Source organism: Pseudomonas sp. NPDC089569, from assembly GCF_050280625.1.
In the GTDB taxonomy this organism is placed as follows: Bacteria; Pseudomonadota; Gammaproteobacteria; order Pseudomonadales; family Pseudomonadaceae; genus Aquipseudomonas.
In genome coordinates this window covers 1-16,751 of the sequence record NZ_JBNNVQ010000052.1, presented here as the reverse complement: position 1 = coordinate 16,751, position 16,751 = coordinate 1, and the positions used below count along the sequence as shown (strand labels likewise).

Below are 16,751 nucleotides of genomic sequence, written 5' to 3'. Positions count from 1 at the left end.
CCTGTGGTTGACGCGCCCCAAAGGGGCAAGTTGACGTTACTGCGTGGGTTTTACTTTTTTACATAGCTTTAGTTGGCTAACGGACTGGGCGCCAGCATCGCATAGCTAAAACCCTGTTTGAAACAAAACTGTTATGAATGCTGCGACCTTCCAGCCCCACAAAACACTGTGGGAGCGAGCTTGCTCGCGATGAGGCCATCAGGTTCAACATCGATGTTGACTGACAGTCCGCCATCGCGGGCAAGCCCGCTCCCACAGGTTCAGCGGTTTACAGGGTTATTGACCCGGAATGTCCTTGCGCAGTTTCACCGGCTCCTGCTGCTTTTTCTTTTTCGCGATGGCGGTGCGCATCTTGATGTTGATCGCTTCCACCGCCAGCGAGAACGCCATGGCGAAGTAGACGTAGCCTTTTGGAATGTGCACGTCGAAGGATTCGGCAATCAACACGGTACCGACCACCAGCAGGAATGACAGCGCCAGCATCTTCAACGACGGATGCTTGTCGATGAACTCGCTGATCTTGCCCGACGCCAGCATCATCACCAGCACCGCGACGATGATCGCCGCAATCATGACCGGTACGTGGGAGACCATGCCGACCGCAGTGATCACCGAGTCGAGGGAGAACACGATGTCGATGATTGCGATCTGGACGATGGTGTAGAGGAAGTTGCCGCCCTTGCCGCCAGGCTCGTCGTTGCCTTCATCCTCACCTTCCAGCGCGTGGTACATCTCTTGCGAGCTCTTCCACAACAGGAACAGGCCACCGAAGAACAGGATCAGGTCTCGCCCGGATATGCCCTGGCCGAACAACTCGAACAGATCGGCAGTGAGGCGCATGACCCAGGTGATCGACAGCAGCAACAGAATCCGCGTGACCATGGCCAGCGCCAGACCGAAGATCCGGGTACGCGCCTGCATGTGTTTGGGCATACGGCTGACCAGGATCGAAATCATGATGATGTTATCGATACCCAGAACGATTTCCAGGGCGGTCAGGGTGAAGAAGGCAACCCAGATTTCAGGGTTGGTCAGCCAGTCCATGTGTATTCCTTTGAGCGAGTGTTAAACCACGAAGGGTCCGGGCTTCAAACCGCGAAGCCCGGACCCCAAGTGGCGAATCTTGGGCTTATAGCGTGCTGAACATCGGGAAAGTACCCAGCAGCAGTGCAGCAACCAGTATGCACATGCACACCAGTACTGCCCACTTGAGGGTGAAGCGCTGGTGATCACCGAAGTCGATACCGGCCAGGGCCACCAACAAGTAGGTCGATGGTACCAGCGGGCTCAACAAGTGGACGGGCTGACCGACAATCGAGGCACGTGCCATTTCCACTGCGCTAATACCGTAGTGACTTGCAGCCTCGGCCAGCACCGGCAGTACGCCGTAATAAAAAGCATCGTTCGACATGAAGAAGGTGAACGGCATGCTCACCAGCGCCGTGATCACGGCCAGGTAAGGCCCGAGGAAGTCCGGGATCACCGCCAGCAGGCTCTTGGACATGGCGTCGACCATACCGGTGCCGGAAAGGATACCGGTGAAGATACCGGCGGCAAAGATCAGCCCGACCACTGCTAGTACGCTGCCGGCGTGGGCCGCGACGCGATCCTTCTGCTGTTGCAGGCAGGGATAGTTGACGATCATCGCAATACTGAACGCCACCATGAACAGCACCGGCAGCGGCAACAGGCCGGCGATCAGGGTGCACATCAGGGCCAGGGTCAGGGCGCCGTTGAACCAGATCAGGCTCGGGCGACGCGCATCCGGGAATTGCGAAACGCTGATTTCGCTGTGATCGATTTCATCGCCGATCAGGTGCAGTTCACCCAGGCGTGCACGTTCACGTTTGCCGTAGAAGTAGGCGATGGCCAGGATCGCCACGACACCGGCAGCCATTGCCGGGATCATCGGCACGAAAATGGCGGACGGGTCCACGTGCAGGGCACTGGCGGCGCGGGCGGTCGGACCGCCCCACGGCGTCATGTTCATTACGCCGCCGGCAAGAATGATCAGGCCGGCCATGATCCGCGGGCTCATGCCGATACGGCTGTACAGCGGCAGCATCGCGGCCACGCAGATCATGTAGGTGGTCGCGCCGTCACCGTCCAGGGACACGACGAGCGCCAGGACGGCGGTGCCGACCGACACCTTCAACGGGTCGCCCTTGACCATCTTTAGGATCTTGCGCACGGCCGGGTCGAACAGGCCGGAGTCGATCATCAGGGCGAAATACAGAATGGCGAACATCAGCATCACGCCGGTCGGCGCAAGCTTGGTAATACCTTCGAGCATCATCGGGCCGATTTTCGGCGCAAAGCCACCGAACAGGGCGAAGGCGATCGGAATGATGATCAGAGCGATCAGCGCGGACAGGCGCTTGGTCATGATCAGGAACATGAACGTGATGACCATGGCGAAGCCAAGGAAAGTCAGCATGGGAATACTCCAGGCGTAGCGCGGCTAGGGAATGGGCGGACCGGGAAGGATCAGCGCAGAACGGGAAGCGCGAGGCGTACGGGCGGAGTGACAGCGATCAGGAGGGTAGCAGCGGACATCAGAATCACCATTGTTGTTGTTAAATGGACCGGGTGGGCGAGTCATCCCACGCAAAGGCCAGCCGGTCTGTTGCCGGCAGTGAGGCGATGCTAATCGCGCAAGCTTTCAGCCAGCTTTCGCGGATGAAAGCTTTGAGTGCAAATACAACCGGTCGTCGGATGGGGCAGGGAGGTCGACCGGGTCGACGCCATCGCGAGCAGGCTCGCTCCCACAATGGATTTTTGGTGCTCTTTGCATCGTCATGCAGATCAGGAGTCAAACCATGCACGATATCCATACCGGCGGCTGCCATTGCGGGCAACTGCGCTATCAATTCAGCGGGCACCTGCGTGACATCGCCCACTGCCATTGTTCGATTTGCCGGCGGGTCAGCGGCGGCATCGTGACCACCTGGATCACCGTGCCGACCTCTTCGTTTCAATGGCTGGCCGGGACGCCGGCACGGTACGACTCGTCTTCGACCTGCGCGCGATATTTTTGCGGGCACTGTGGGGCGCAACTGGCCCTGGTCACGCACCTGAGTCCCGAGAGCATCGACGTGACCATCGCCACCCTCGATCATCCCGAGCGGGCAGCAGCCGAGCGGCATATCTGGACCGACAGCCGCTTGCCGTGGCTGCACCTGGACGAGCATTTACCCGGCGAACCGGAAGAAACGCTCTGATCAGAAAATAGACAGGTCCAGCGGTCGTATCGCGCCCATCCAAATGGCATGGTCGCTGTGGTCCAGCAGGTCATTGCCCGTATCCGGATGCAGGAACACCACCAACCCCCGGCGATTGAGCGCCAGCCACGGCAGCACGTCGCCAATCAACTCCGGACCGAAGGCCAGTTGGCAGCTCCAGTCCGGGTGCGGGCCGACCGGTCGCTCGTGCACGCGGCCCATCTTCAGCGGGAATAATTGCGCCGCTTGCTCACACAAGCTGCGCGCCTGATCGATCGTGTCGGCATCGAAATACACATGGGCGTGGTAGCCCTTGATACGTTGCATGGCAATCCCTCTGAATCCGATTCGAACCCTCAACCCATGCCGTGGGTCACACGCCATATAACCCGCAGGCAATGGAGCCAGGCCATGAAAAATGCCGAAACCCCGATGGTGAAGGTGGTGCTTTATGGTGCCATGAGTAGCCTGGGCAGTGCGCTGATGGCTGAATTGCTGCGGCGCCAGCATGAAGTGATCGCCATTCTCGATGACCTGACAGCCCTGGCACCGCGCCCGGGCCTGCGTACCAAGACCGGCGATCTGTTCGATGGGCAACGGGTGAAACAAAGTGTGGCGGGCAGTTCGGCCGTCATCTGCCTGCTAGACGCGCCCGGCTTGCCATTCAACAGTGAACGCGTGGAACGAACCCTCGTACCCGGCCCCGTTGAACAGGTGCTGGCGGTGGATGCATTGATCGACGGCATGCAGGCGGCGAGCATCGCCCGACTGGTTCTGGTGGGTGATTTCGAAGTACTGGACGATCCGGAAGCCGAGGACAGCCTGCAGGCCCACGCCGCCGAAGAAATCCGCGAAGCGCTGCAAAGCAGTGCCTTGCGCTGGACACTGGTGAATGCACCACACGGGGTGCCGGGACTGAACATCGAGCATTTCAGCCAGATCGGCAATAGCCTGGAACCTGGCCTGGCCGAACCACTCCAGCGCCTGGCTCGCACCGCCAGGGGCATTGCCGATGAACTGCATTTGAACCTGCACCTGGGCGAGCACGTCAACTTCATCGCAACCGACAGCTAGACCGCTATGGATGGCAACGCCAGGCCACTGAGCGATTGCGCGCTGCTGGCCTGTTCGGCCATCAACCAATCCACAAACGTTTGAATCAGGGCCCCGCGCCGTTTGCGCTGGGGCAGCACCACGTAGTAACCGAATCTGGACATCGCCGTCTCGGCAATCGGTCGGCATAACAACCCTTGCGCCAGCAAGTTATCCACAAGGTGTCGCCAACCGATCGCTACGCCCTGACCGCCGATCGCCGCCTGAATCAGCAAGGTGTAATTGTCGAAGCGCAACTGGCCCGGAGCCGGTGGGGACGTAATGCCCAACTCACGAAAAACGCCGCTCCAGTCAAACCAGTTGCTGCTGTGTTCGCCCCGCAGGTGCAGCAGTGGAAACTCCAGCAATGCCTGGGCAGGCAAGGGCAGGGAGCGTTCGCTCAACAACTGCGGGCTGCACACCGGGAATACTTCTTCGCTGAACAGCCAATGAATTTCACCCTGCTTGAAGCGACCATCGCCGAACAACACCGCCACATCAATATCGGTGCGCAGCATGTTGTGACTGCGCTCACTGGTCACCAGGCTGACGTCGACCTGTGGATTGGCCGCGTGAAAGCGGTGCAGGCGGGGCATCAACCAGTAAGCGGCAAACGCAAAGTCAGTGGCGACCTGCAACACCTCATGCTGTTGTTGTGTGCGGATCGTGCTCAAACCAGCGTCGATTTGCTGCAAACCCAACTGAACCTGCTCGAACAGCACACTGCCGGCGTCTGTCAGCTCGATGCCTCGGTAGATGCGGTCGAACAGTCGCGTCGCCAACTGTTCTTCCAACCGCTTGATCTGTTGGCTGATCGCCGGCTGCGTCGTGCCCAGTTCCACCGCCGCCGCGGTAAAGCTGTGCTGCCGCGCCGCCGATTCGAAGACGCGGAGCAAATCCAGGGACAGGTCACCGAGGGCGTCATACATAAGCTGCGCTTATCCTAGTCATTGCCGTACGTGGGCTTTACCGCAAGATGGCGGGGTTTCATGCTCGATCCCAGCACTCTCGCATAAACATCCACTATGGAATGCCGCGATCACATGAAGCGCAAGAACATTCTTTTCATCATGGCCGATCAAATGGCCGCGCCAATGTTGCCGTTCTACGGTCCTTCGCCCATCAAACTGCCTAATTTGAGCCGCCTCGCCGCCCAAGGCGTGGTGTTCGACTCCGCTTATTGCAACAGCCCGCTGTGTGCACCGTCGCGTTTTACCCTGGTCAGCGGTCAATTGCCGAGCAAGATCGGCGCCTACGATAACGCGGCGGATTTCCCGGCCGATGTCCCGACGTATGCCCATTACCTGCGTCGCCTGGGCTACCGCACCGCACTGTCGGGCAAGATGCACTTTTGCGGCCCGGACCAATTGCACGGTTATGAAGAACGCCTGACCAGCGACATCTACCCGGCCGACTATGGCTGGGCGGTGAACTGGGACGAGCCGGATGTGCGTCCGAGCTGGTATCACAACATGTCATCGGTACTGCAAGCGGGCCCCTGCGTGCGTACCAACCAGCTGGATTTCGATGAAGAGGTGGTGTTCAAGGCCCAGCAGTACCTGTTCGATCACATCCGCGAAGATGGCGATCAACCGTTCTGCCTGACGGTTTCGATGACTCATCCCCACGACCCGTACACCATTCCCAAACCTTTCTGGGACCTGTACGACGACGCCGACATCCCGTTGCCGGAAACGCCGGACCAGCACGGCCTCGATCCGCATTCGCAACGTTTGCTCAAGGTCTACGACCTGTGGGAAAAGCCGCTGCCTGTGGATAAGATCCGTGACGCACGCCGTGCCTATTTCGGTGCTTGCAGCTATATCGATGCCAACGTCGGCAAACTCCTGCAAACACTCGAAGATACCGGGCTGATCAATGACACCATCATCGTCTTCTCCGGCGATCACGGCGACATGCTCGGCGAACGTGGCCTCTGGTACAAAATGCACTGGTACGAAATGGCTGCACGCGTGCCGCTGTTGATCAGCGCACCGGGCCAGTTCGGTGCAGGCCGGGTCAGCGCTTCAGTCTCCACCGCCGACTTGTTGCCGACCTTCGTTGAGCTGGCCGGCGGCGCCCTGGAACCGGGCCTGCCGCTCGATGGCCGCTCGCTGGTTCCGCATTTGCTGGGGCAGGGCGGTCACGACGAGGTTATCGGCGAATACATGGCCGAAGGTACGATTGGCCCGCTGATGATGATCCGCCGCGGTGCTTACAAATTCATCTATAGCGAAGACGATCCTTGTCTGCTGTTCGACGTCAAAAATGATCCGCGCGAGCTGGAAGAACTCAGCCAGTCACCGCAACATCGTCAGTTGTTCGACGATTTTCTGGCCGAAGCACGGGCCAGATGGAACATCCCTGCGATACACCACCAGGTGCTCGCGAGTCAGCGACGCCGGCGCTTCGTCGCCGACGCCCTGACCATCGGCAAGCTGAAGAGCTGGGATCACCAGCCCCTGGTGGACGCCAGTCAGCAATACATGCGCAACCACATCGACCTCGACGATCTGGAGCGTAAAGCACGTTATCCACAACCCTGCCAAAACCAATAATCTCAAGGGGAAGTCCATGCGTAAGTTATCCACAGCACTGACGGTTGGCCTGCTGGCTCTGGGCAGTGCATCGGCGTACGCCGATCAAAGCTGCGAAACGGTGAAAATGGCCGATCCTGGCTGGAGCGACATTGCCGCGACCAACGCCATCACCGGTTTTCTGCTGGACGGCATGGGCTACAAGGCCAAGGTCGACACCCTCGCGGTGCCGATCACCTTTGGCGGGCTCAAGGATGGCCAGGTCGATGTCTTCCTGGGTAACTGGATGCCGGCGCAGCAGGGCTTCTACGACAAATTCGTGGCCACCGGCGACGTCACGCAACTGGCGAAAAACCTCGATGGCACCGAATTCACCCTCGCAGTCCCGGACTACGTGTGGGATGCAGGTGTGCATAACTTTGCCGACCTGAACAAGTATGCGGACAAGTTCGACAAGAAGATCTACGGCATCGGCTCAGGCGCGCCGGCGAACCTCTCGTTGCAGGAAATCATCAAGAAAAACGATTTCGACATGGGCCAGTGGAAACTGGTCGAGTCCAGTGAACAGGCCATGCTGGCCGAAGTGTCCCGGGCGGTGAAGAAGCAGAAGTTCGTGACCTTCCTCGGCTGGACGCCGCACCCGATGAACGTGCAGCTCAAAATGCATTACCTCAAGGGTGGCGAGAAGTACTTCGGCGACACCGGCAGCGTTCATACACTGACGCGCAATGGTTATGCACAGGCCTGCCCGAACGTTGGCAAACTGCTGACCAACCTGAGCTTCACCCAGGAAATGGAAAACAGCATCATGGCCGAGGTGGTGAACAAGAAGCTCAGCAACGCCGATGCGGCCAGGGCCTGGATCAAGGCCAACCCGGCCGTGCTGGATAAATGGCTAATTTCAGAACGTTGTTCATCGTGTTCCCCTTCAAGGACTTTCCATTAAGTAGCTGTCTCCTCAGATTGAGGAAATAGCCGGCGTACATACTACCCATTACTTGTCGTAAGTAAACTGACGTAAAGCAAGAAGCAAAAAAAATTGTAGGCGTTGATTCTTTTTCGAGCAACTTTTAACTGCATTGTTTAAAAAATATCCAGCTGGGAGGCCCGAGATGAGCGATCCGCCGAGAAAAAGTTCCCCGTTGCACGCGGTTCTTTTCCCGATCTTGGCTAAAGTCTGCCTAGATGGATTCGTCCATACTTTCGTTCGGATCTTGCGCGACGCCTCTCATATCTTTCTCCATGTTCAGGTGACTTTAACAACGGGCGCTCGTCTTAAGTCTCAACACCCGGCAATGTTCAGGCAATCGGCCCTGTGAGACCCATGGTCGAGACGTCTCTGCGTAACCCGGAGCTGCACTCGCCAACCGGCATGATGACGAGCGCACCTTGAGCAATTCTGCCAATGGTGCCTACTATTTGTACGTGCTCGGTGGCAAGATCGGTGTAGCTCTTCCCGGTGTCCATACAGGCACGGGGTGGCGTAGTTGTTCCTTCGCCGGAAAAACATCGGTAAGGTAGGGGTCGGAATTCAAGACCCGCGAGGAGTAGTGATGAGCGAGGCGTTGTCCATCCACCATGACCAGGCTGGTCATCAGTTCGAGACCAATGTGGACGGTCATCGTGCCTACCTGACTTATATGGATCTGGGAAAACAGACCCTGGATATCTATCGCACTTTTGTGCCCAATGCCTTGCGCGGGCGCGGCATCGCTGCCGCATTGACCGAGCAGGCGCTGCAGTACGCCGAGGAAATGGGATACACCGTCATCCCGTCGTGCTCGTACGTTGAACGCTACATGGAGCGTCACCAGCGGCATGCCGCCAAGCTGAGCGAATGATCTTCAGCAAAAAAGAACACATGAAAAAACGCCGGGCTCAGCCCGGCGTTTTTTTGTCTGCGTCAAAGGCGATCAGGTGCGATCGCGTTTAGGCAGCACGTCCTTGAGCTTGGCATGCATGCTGCGCAAGGTGTTCTCGGTGGCGGTCCAGTCGATGCAGGCGTCGGTGATCGATACGCCGTATTGCAGATCGGCGAGGTCTTTCGGAATGGCCTGGCAACCCCAGTTGAGGTGACTTTCGACCATCAGGCCGATGATCGATTTGTTGCCTTCGAGGATCTGGTTGGCAACGTTTTCCATCACCAGCGGTTGCAGGGCCGGGTCCTTGTTGGAGTTGGCGTGGCTGCAATCGACCATGATGTTTGGTTTGATCTTCGCCTTGTTCAGCGCCTGTTCGCACAAGGCGACGCTGACCGAGTCGTAGTTCGGCTTGCCGTTGCCGCCGCGCAGCACCACGTGACCGTAGGCATTGCCCTTGGTCGTCACGATCGACACGCCACCTTCCTGGTTGATCCCCAGGAAACGGTGCGGGCTGGAAACCGATTGCAGGGCGTTGATCGCCACAGTCAGGCCGCCGTCGGTGCCGTTCTTGAAGCCTACGGCCGAGGACAGGCCGGAGGCCATCTCCCGGTGAGTCTGGGATTCGGTGGTACGCGCACCGATAGCCGACCAGCTGATCAGGTCCTGCAAGTATTGCGGGGAAATCGGGTCGAGGGCTTCGGTCGCAGTCGGCAGGCCCATTTCGGCCAGGTCCAGCAGCAGTTGGCGACCGATATGCAGGCCATCCTGGATCTTGAACGAGTCGTCCAGGTACGGGTCGTTGATCAAGCCTTTCCAGCCGACGGTGGTGCGCGGCTTCTCGAAATACACACGCATGACCAGATACAGGGTATCGGACACTTCGGCGGCGAGAACCTTCAGGCGTTCGGCGTATTCGTGGGCCGCCTTGATGTCGTGGATCGAGCACGGCCCGATGACCACGAACAGGCGGTGGTCGGTGCCGTCCAGAATGTTGCGAATGACTTCGCGGCCTTTGGTGACGGTGCGCAGTGCGGCGTCGCTCAGGGGAATGTCGCGCTTGAGTTGATCGGGGGTGATCAGCGTCTCGTTGGAAGCGACGTTTAGGTCGTTGATCGGTAAATCAGCCATCGTTTACTCGTCAGGTCACGGGTGCCGGCCGCCAGCGAACCCGCGCGGCGGAGCACAGCAAATTAAGCGCGTCGGGGAGCCGAACCTTAGCGCGTTACACCGTGGCTCGACAATGGGCAGACACGGGTTTGAGGGCATTCTCGACCAGTTTCCCTGCCGCGAAGCACAAACCACCTGGCAACGCCTAATCCAGCACGGGCTGTGCAAATGCCCTGCGAACCGTTTCGTGGGAGAACTCGTCGGCATGTTGCTGGACCCACTCCAGCGCCAGCGCCTGCACTTCCTGCAGGTCATCGTGAGCGTCGTGCTGACGGCAATAGCGTTCGATCTGACACACCTGTTCGCCCATCCGGGCGCTGAACAGCGTCTGCTCGTCAACGAAGGCTATACCCACCAGATATCCGTGCTTGCGTCGCAGACACCAGGCCACATAGCCCAGAAAACGCATGTCGGGGTTCACGGTCGGCATGCGCACTTGCAGTGCCGTCCCATAGCGCCACGCGCGGTGATAATTGCAAGCCATGCCCCCGAGGCTGATAGTGTGCAGCTGTTGCCGGGAAATGCACTCAGGCTTGAGTAGCGTCAATTCCACCGGTACATCGTCAGGATGAGGAATAAAACGACCCATGAACACGGACTCCCTGTGTCGGCCATCTGACATTGTTTCCCCCAGTATAGTGGTCGAATTGGAGCTGACCGATTTCGATGCCGATCAACGGCTGCTGACGATGAACGGCGTATCGCTGGTTATTTTTACCAGCGTCGGCTGTTCCAGCTGTCGTTTTGCCCGCGAGCAGTTGCCGGCGATCGACCTGGCTGTCGATCGACTGTGCTGGATCGATGCCGGCAACAATGGCGGGGTCGTGGAGCGTTATCAGGTCTTTCATTTGCCGGCGCTGTTCGTGGTGCGCGACGGTGAGTTCTTTGGAGCATTGCATGCGCGCCTGACCGGCACCGAACTCAATCGGGCCATACGTCAGGCGTTGAGTCGAACAGCAGAGGAGTTGCCATGATGGGGGCTGTTGCCAAACCGAGGGTCGGAATAATCGGGACCGGAGCAATCGGCGGGTTCTACGGTTTGATGCTGGCGCGTGCCGGTTTCGACGTGCATTTTCTGTTGCGCAGCGAATTTTCCGCAGTGGCCGAACATGGCTTGAAACTGCACAGCGCCGTGCACGGCGCGCTGACGTTGAGCCCGGTACAAGCCTATTCATCGGCCCAGGACATGCCGCCCTGCGACTGGTTGCTGGTGGGGGCGAAAACCACCAGCAATGCAGACCTGGCACCGGCCATCAGGCAAGCCGCTGCGCCCGATGCCAAGGTCCTGCTGTTGCAAAACGGCCTGGACGTCGAGGATAGCCTGCGCGAGTTGCTTCCCGATGCGCTGCACGTGCTTGGCGGGCTCTGCTACATCTGCGTTCATCGCGACGCACCTGGCGTCATTACCCATCAGGCGCTCGGTGCAGTGCATGTCGGCTATCACAGCGGGCCGGCCGTTGATGAAGTGACGCGTTCAGCGATCGTCGAGGAGGGTGTCGGATTGTTTCGTGCTGCCGGCATCGATTCGCAGGTAATGGCGAACCTGCATCAGGCGCGATGGCAAAAACTGGTCTGGAATATCCCTTACAACGGCCTGTCGGTGTTGCTGGGAGCCAGCACGACTCCACTGATGGCCGATGCCGACAGCCGGGAGTCGATCAAGGCACTGATGGCCGAAGTGGTGCGGGGGGCTGTCGCTTGCGGATACGAGATACCTCCGGGCTATGCCGAGCAATTGTTCATGGTGACCGAAAAAATGCCCGATTACTGGCCGAGCATGTACCACGACTACCTGCACAGGCGACCGCTGGAACTGGAGGCGATCTACGCTCGGCCCCTGGCAGCAGCCAGGTCGGCAGGATGCGAGCTGCCGCGCATCGAAGCGCTTTATCGCAGTTTGAGTTTTATCGATCGACGCAATCGGTGAGTCGATCAACCTTTGGGAGAGGGGCATGGCAAAGAACATCGACGACAAACTGGTGCTGGCAATCTCTTCGCGTGCGCTGTTTGACTTGAGCGAAAGCCACAAGGTTTATCTGTCGAGCGGTGTCGAGGCCTACCGGCAATATCAGATCGAGCATGAGGACGAAATCCTCGAACCCGGCGATGCCTTTCCATTGGTACAAAAACTGCTCAATCTCAATGTCAGCCTCGGCCGCGACCGGGTCGAGGTGATTCTGGTGTCGCGCAACAGTGCCGACACGGGATTGCGGGTGTTCAATTCGATCCATCACTACGGACTGGCGATTTCCCGCGCGGCATTTGTCGGCGGGCGCAGTCCGTATCCCTATCTCAAGGCTTTTGGGTGCGATCTGTTTTTATCGACCCATGCCGAAGACGTGCGCAGTGCTCTGGACGCGGGTTTTGCTGCGGCGACGATTCTTTCGGGGGGCGCCAGCCGCGCCGCCAGCGATGAGTTGCGCATCGCCTTCGACGGTGATGCGGTGCTGTTTTCCGACGAGTCGGAGCGCATCTATCAAGCCGGTGGTCTGGAGGCGTTTCAGGCCAGTGAGCGCGAAGCGGCCCGCGAACCGTTGCGGGGCGGGCCGTTCAAAGGCTTTCTTGCAGCGCTCAATCTGTTGCAGCGTGAGTTTGCGGAAGACGCCTGCCCGATCCGTACGGCACTGGTGACGGCCCGTTCCGCGCCGGCCCATGAGCGAGTCATCCGCACCTTGCGCGAGTGGGACATTCGTCTGGATGAGTCGCTGTTTCTCGGGGGGCTGGCCAAATCGGCGTTTCTCGAAGCCTTCGCTGCCGACGTCTTCTTCGATGATCAGGCCGGTCATTGCGAACTGGCCCGCGAAGTCGTCGCCACCGGTCATGTGCCACATGGCATAAGCAACGAGCAAAAGGTTTAAGCCCGCCGTTCAAGGCGTTGCGCCGGACGTCGCACTCGCCAAGGCACTGCTAAGCTGAATCAATCTCCGCCATGTTGGCATCCGAGGAGGTCATATGATTCGTTCGATGCTCTATGCCACTGACCTCGGTCTGTATGCACCTTTGGTGATGCAGCATGCCTTGGCATTGGCCCGGACATTCAATGCCGACCTGTACGTGGTGCATGCGGTGGAACCCATGGGGCTGTTTGCAGAATCGGTGCTTCAGAGTTACCTCGATGAGCAGGCGTTGAACGAGTTTCACAGTCAAGGGTTGAACACGGTCATTGCCAGCATCGAGCAGCGGGTACTCGACAGTTTTCGTGAAGAGCTGGGGGGGGACGGGGAGCAGGATCTGGAGCGGATTCAGGCCGTGAGGGTGCTGCAAGGCGATCCGGCGCAGGTGATTCTCGACCAGGCACAGAAACTCTCCGTGGATTTACTGATCGTAGGTAGTCATAGCCATGGTGCGGGTGTCGAAACGCCATTGGGCCGCACTGCAGCGCGGGTTTTGCAATTGGCTCAAGTGCCGGTTTACCTGGTGCCGCTGGTGCAGCGCCGTCGTCAGGGGGATCGCTAGAACACGAATAGTGGCAGTTTGATAAAAAGTTCTAGATTTATTCTTCAAGCCATTAATATAGTTATATACCGTCGCTGATGCCCGTGGCGTCTATTTGCTTTGAGGGATTGATATGAAGCTTCAACAATTGCGCTACATCTGGGAAGTGGCGCACCACGACCTCAACGTTTCCGCTACCGCCCAAAGTCTCTACACCTCGCAACCGGGTATCAGCAAACAGATCCGCCTGCTCGAAGACGAACTGGGCGTAGAAGTCTTTGCCCGCAGCGGCAAACACCTGACCCGCGTCACCCCGGCCGGCGAACGCATCATCACCACCGCCGGCGAGATCCTGCGCAAGGTCGAAAGCATCAAGCAGATCGCCCAGGAATTCTCCAACGAGAAGAAAGGCACCCTGTCGATCGCCACCACCCACACCCAGGCGCGTTATGCATTGCCGCCGGTCATCAGCAACTTCATCAAGCAGTATCCGGACGTTGCCTTGCATATGCATCAGGGGTCGCCGATGCAAATCGCCGAAATGGCTGCTGACGGCACCGTGGATTTCGCCATCGCCACCGAAGCGCTGGAATTGTTCGGCGATCTGGTGATGATGCCATGCTACCGCTGGAACCGCTGCGTGGTCGTGCCGCAGGGGCATCCGCTGACCAAGTTGCCGAAGCTGACCCTCGAAGCACTGGCCGAATACCCGATCGTGACTTATGTATTTGGTTTCACAGGCCGTTCGAAACTCGATGAGGCCTTCAGCCATCGCGGCCTGACACCGAAAGTGGTGTTCACCGCAGCCGACGCCGACGTGATCAAGACCTATGTCCGCCTGGGGCTGGGCGTGGGCATCGTGGCGAAAATGGCGGTCGATACCAAGCTCGACAGTGACCTGGTGGTACTCGATGCCAGCGAATTGTTCGAGTCCAGCGTGACCAAGATCGGTTTCCGTCGTGGCACTTTCCTGCGCGGCTTCATGTGCGACTTCATCGAGAAGTTCGCTCCGCATCTGACCCGCGATGTCATGGCCAAGGCCATTCAGTGCCACAACAAGCAGGAACTGGAAGAGCTGTTCGAAGGTGTCGAACTGCCCGTCCATTAAGTGTGTTCAGACGACCTCGGTGACAGAGAACTGTTGCCGAGCGCCCGCCACCTGTATTTCCACCTCATCGCCTTCGAACTTGCCCAGCAGGCTTTTGCCCAGCGGTGAGCGCGGGGTGATGACGGTAATCGATTGTCCCACCAGGTCCACCTTCAGCCCCGCCGCATCGGGTGCCAGAAAGAGCCACTGCTCGCGGCCCTTTTCGTCTTCCAGGCCCAGCAGGGCACCCACTTCAATGCCGCGCCGCTCGTCATAGGCACGCAGCGTCAGCGTCTGGCAAAGCGCCAGCGACTGTTTGATTTCCTCGACCCGCCTGGATTGCCCTGCGGCCAGATAGGCAGCCTCCAGACCCAGCGTGTCGTACTTGTTTTCGGCGATGTTTTCTTCGTGGGTCGCCGTTTCATAAGCGGTTTGCGCAGCGCGCTCGGCGATGTCGAGGTCAATGCGCAGTTTGTCGAGAATCAGTTGGTGGACGGTTTGCTTGTTCATGATCAATCGCAGAATTGCAGGACATTGGCGCGGCTTTTATCGCTCGGTGCCGTACGGTCCTGTTGCAGCCAGAATTGGCATTTGGGGTTCGACAGATTGCGGTTGCTGCTGCGCGCCTGATCGAGTCGTTGCGCCTGCTCGTTCTTGCGCAGGTTGTCTTCGTACTGTTCGAACAGGGGATTTTGCCCAGTCGTGTCCGGTACCTGTTGCACCACTGGCGGCTTGGCCAGTTGCTGCACCGCTTGGGCCACGGGTGCCAATTGCTCGCTGAAGAACAGCCGCGAAACGAGCCAGCAGGTCAGTGCAATGGCGATGAACCCCAGCCACAAGCCGAGGGCGATACTGCCGGTCAGTTGCATGAGGTTGAGCTGAATCGGCAAAGGGCGGCGCGGGTTGGGGCGGTAGGGCATGACTGCCTCCTGGCGATAGGTCACGGACGATTGGCAATTGTCGCATGAAGAATAATCGCCGTCGGCTCTTCTGCGCAGGGTAATTTATGCGCAGAATCGCGGCTTTTGCCAACGGGAGCCTGCAATGCCCGAAATGAAAACCCGCTGGGATATTTTTTGTACCGTGGTCGACAATTATGGCGACATCGGTGTGACCTGGCGCCTGGCCCGGCAACTGGTGGCCGAACACGGGATGGCGGTGCGTTTGTGGGTCGATGATCTGCGCGCCTTCGAGCGCATGTGTCCCGAGATCGATATCCACGCTGCACAGCAGTGCCAACTGGGGGTGGACGTGCGTCACTGGGCGGCCGACTGGCAGCCTGTCGACGCCGCGGATGTGGTGATCGCCGCATTCGCCTGCCAATTGCCGGGCGCCTACATGGAAGCCATGGCCGAACGGGAAAAACCTCCGCTCTGGATGAACCTCGATTACCTGAGTGCCGAGGACTGGGTGATCGGCTGCCACGGTTTGCCTTCGGTGAAGTACAAGCAGGTGCAGAAGTTTTTCTTTTTTCCGGGGTTTCGCAAGGGGACGGGGGGCTTGCTGCGCGAAAGTGGATTGCTGGAACGGCGCCTGCAGTTTCAGCAGAGCCCGCAGGCTCAACAGGCATTTCTGCAAGGCCTGGGGGTTGATCGAGCGCCGGATGCGCAACTGATTTCACTGTTTGCCTATGAAAACACCGCGCTGGAAAGTTGGCTCGACGCCATGGCCAGTGATTCGACGCCGACACATCTGCTGGTGCCGGAAGGGCGGATTCTAGGTGATGTCGAGCGCTGGCTCGGGGTCAATGGACTGGAGGCCGGTGCGCTGCATGTTCGCGGTGCGCTGACCGTGCAAGTGTTACCGTTCGTCCGGCAGGACCAGTATGACCAGTTGCTATGGGCCTGTGATTTCAACGCCGTGCGCGGCGAAGACTCCTTCGTCCGCGCCCAGTGGGCGGGCCGGCCATTTCTCTGGCACATTTATCAGCAGGAGGAAGACGTTCATCTGGACAAGCTCGAGGCCTTTTTGTCGCTCTATACGAAAGACCTTTCGGAGCCTGCACGCGCGGCGATCAGCGGTCTGTGGCGAGCGTGGAACGCCGGTGAGAAAATGGCCGACCACTGGCAAACCACTCGTAAACACTGGCCAGAGCTGGAAAAACACGCCCAAACCTGGTGTCTGGAACAGGCCTCGCAGACCGATCTTGCGACGGCGCTGGTACAGTTTTACGTAAATTGGCTATGATACGCGGCCTAGATTTTTGTACATCCCATCCAAATTCGGATATTCGCAATGAAAACTGGTAAAGAACTCAAACCCGGTACCGTACTTCGTATCGACAACGATCCTTGGCTGGTTCAGAAAGCTGAATTCACCAAGTCGGGTAGTAAGATCGGAAGACCCTCGT

The 16,751-nt window shown here is 58.7% G+C and carries 19 protein-coding genes and 1 pseudogene; 12 read left to right on the top strand and 8 right to left on the bottom strand.

Translation table 11 applies throughout. The annotated features are described in order from the left end of the window. Positions 1-276: 276 nt before the first annotated feature. A complete protein-coding gene (locus ACQKP2_RS19535) occupies positions 277-1,044 on the bottom strand; it encodes a TerC family protein (RefSeq protein ID WP_427578727.1) in 768 nt (255 codons plus the stop codon). A gap of 85 nt (positions 1,045-1,129) precedes the next feature. Beyond that, a complete protein-coding gene (locus tag ACQKP2_RS19530) occupies positions 1,130-2,437 on the bottom strand; it encodes a CitMHS family transporter (RefSeq protein WP_427578726.1) in 1,308 nt (435 codons plus the stop codon). A 382-nt stretch (positions 2,438-2,819) separates the two neighbouring features. Between ACQKP2_RS19530 and ACQKP2_RS19525 the strand changes: the two genes are divergently transcribed. After that, positions 2,820-3,221: a GFA family protein gene (locus tag ACQKP2_RS19525; RefSeq protein ID WP_427578724.1), complete on the top strand. Its 402-nt coding sequence runs from the start codon at positions 2,820-2,822 to the stop codon at positions 3,219-3,221. Here the strand turns inward: ACQKP2_RS19525 and ACQKP2_RS19520 are convergent, their stop codons facing one another. Further along, complete coding sequence (locus ACQKP2_RS19520) at positions 3,222-3,548, bottom strand: DOPA 4,5-dioxygenase family protein (protein WP_427578722.1); 327 nt, start codon at positions 3,546-3,548, stop codon at positions 3,222-3,224. It lies immediately after the preceding gene. An 84-nt stretch (positions 3,549-3,632) separates the two neighbouring features. Here ACQKP2_RS19520 and ACQKP2_RS19515 point away from each other — a divergent pair, with 84 nt between their 5' ends. Next, positions 3,633-4,295 (top strand): NAD(P)-dependent oxidoreductase, encoded by a 663-nt coding sequence (locus tag ACQKP2_RS19515; protein ID WP_427578720.1) that lies wholly within the window; start codon positions 3,633-3,635, stop codon positions 4,293-4,295. Here ACQKP2_RS19515 and ACQKP2_RS19510 read toward each other — a convergent pair. Beyond that, positions 4,292-5,242 (bottom strand): choline sulfate utilization transcriptional regulator, encoded by a 951-nt coding sequence (locus tag ACQKP2_RS19510; RefSeq protein ID WP_427578719.1) that lies wholly within the window; start codon positions 5,240-5,242, stop codon positions 4,292-4,294. The genes ACQKP2_RS19515 and ACQKP2_RS19510 overlap by 4 nt on opposite strands. A gap of 114 nt (positions 5,243-5,356) precedes the next feature. Between ACQKP2_RS19510 and betC the strand changes: the two genes are divergently transcribed. From betC to ACQKP2_RS19495, 3 genes are all read left to right on the top strand, one after another. Further along, a complete protein-coding gene (gene betC / locus ACQKP2_RS19505) occupies positions 5,357-6,871 on the top strand; it encodes a choline-sulfatase (RefSeq protein ID WP_427578718.1) in 1,515 nt (504 codons plus the stop codon). Between the two features lie 16 nt (positions 6,872-6,887). Then, positions 6,888-7,796, top strand: coding sequence for a choline ABC transporter substrate-binding protein (gene choX / locus ACQKP2_RS19500; RefSeq protein ID WP_427578717.1), 909 nt, complete (start codon positions 6,888-6,890; stop codon positions 7,794-7,796). 607 nt (positions 7,797-8,403) lie between these two features. Continuing rightward, positions 8,404-8,691, top strand: coding sequence for a GNAT family N-acetyltransferase (locus ACQKP2_RS19495; protein ID WP_175376969.1), 288 nt, complete (start codon positions 8,404-8,406; stop codon positions 8,689-8,691). Between the two features lie 72 nt (positions 8,692-8,763). Here the strand turns inward: ACQKP2_RS19495 and ACQKP2_RS19490 are convergent, their stop codons facing one another. Beyond that, positions 8,764-9,840, bottom strand: coding sequence for a 3-deoxy-7-phosphoheptulonate synthase (locus ACQKP2_RS19490; RefSeq protein WP_427578716.1), 1,077 nt, complete (start codon positions 9,838-9,840; stop codon positions 8,764-8,766). A gap of 184 nt (positions 9,841-10,024) precedes the next feature. Next, entirely contained in the window at positions 10,025-10,468 is a 444-nt protein-coding gene (locus ACQKP2_RS19485; protein WP_427578714.1) for a PilZ domain-containing protein, read from the bottom strand. Here ACQKP2_RS19485 and ACQKP2_RS19480 point away from each other — a divergent pair. The 5 genes from ACQKP2_RS19480 to cysB all read left to right on the top strand — a co-directional run bounded on the left by ACQKP2_RS19480 (position 10,467) and on the right by cysB (position 14,422). Then, positions 10,467-10,853 carry a thioredoxin family protein gene (locus ACQKP2_RS19480; protein WP_427578712.1) on the top strand — a complete coding sequence of 129 codons (387 nt, stop codon included), beginning with the start codon at positions 10,467-10,469 and terminating at the stop codon, positions 10,851-10,853. The genes ACQKP2_RS19485 and ACQKP2_RS19480 overlap by 2 nt on opposite strands. Next, the gene (locus ACQKP2_RS19475; RefSeq protein WP_427578711.1) at positions 10,850-11,806 is read left to right on the top strand and encodes a putative 2-dehydropantoate 2-reductase; all 957 of its coding nucleotides are present in this window, start codon (positions 10,850-10,852) and stop codon (positions 11,804-11,806) included. Before ACQKP2_RS19480 ends, ACQKP2_RS19475 begins: the two co-directional genes overlap by 4 nt. Positions 11,807-11,831: 25 nt before the next feature. Continuing rightward, on the top strand, positions 11,832-12,737 hold the full coding sequence (locus tag ACQKP2_RS19470; protein ID WP_427578709.1) for a 5'-nucleotidase: 906 nt from the start codon (positions 11,832-11,834) through the stop codon (positions 12,735-12,737). 94 nt (positions 12,738-12,831) lie between these two features. Continuing rightward, the gene (locus ACQKP2_RS19465; protein ID WP_427578707.1) at positions 12,832-13,335 is read left to right on the top strand and encodes a universal stress protein; all 504 of its coding nucleotides are present in this window, start codon (positions 12,832-12,834) and stop codon (positions 13,333-13,335) included. A gap of 112 nt (positions 13,336-13,447) precedes the next feature. After that, the gene (gene cysB / locus ACQKP2_RS19460; RefSeq protein ID WP_427578706.1) at positions 13,448-14,422 is read left to right on the top strand and encodes an HTH-type transcriptional regulator CysB; all 975 of its coding nucleotides are present in this window, start codon (positions 13,448-13,450) and stop codon (positions 14,420-14,422) included. A 6-nt stretch (positions 14,423-14,428) separates the two neighbouring features. Here cysB and ACQKP2_RS19455 read toward each other — a convergent pair whose 3' ends face one another. Continuing rightward, positions 14,429-14,911, bottom strand: coding sequence for a GreA/GreB family elongation factor (locus tag ACQKP2_RS19455; RefSeq protein WP_427578704.1), 483 nt, complete (start codon positions 14,909-14,911; stop codon positions 14,429-14,431). A 2-nt stretch (positions 14,912-14,913) separates the two neighbouring features. Then, the gene (locus ACQKP2_RS19450; protein WP_427578703.1) at positions 14,914-15,321 is read right to left on the bottom strand and encodes a hypothetical protein; all 408 of its coding nucleotides are present in this window, start codon (positions 15,319-15,321) and stop codon (positions 14,914-14,916) included. A 124-nt stretch (positions 15,322-15,445) separates the two neighbouring features. Here ACQKP2_RS19450 and earP point away from each other — a divergent pair, with 124 nt between their 5' ends. Next, positions 15,446-16,588, top strand: a complete 1,143-nt coding sequence (earP, locus tag ACQKP2_RS19445) for an elongation factor P maturation arginine rhamnosyltransferase EarP (protein ID WP_427578702.1) — start codon at positions 15,446-15,448, stop codon at positions 16,586-16,588. A gap of 48 nt (positions 16,589-16,636) precedes the next feature. Further along, a pseudogene (locus tag ACQKP2_RS19440) lies at positions 16,637-16,751 on the top strand (hypothetical protein); the annotation flags it as partial.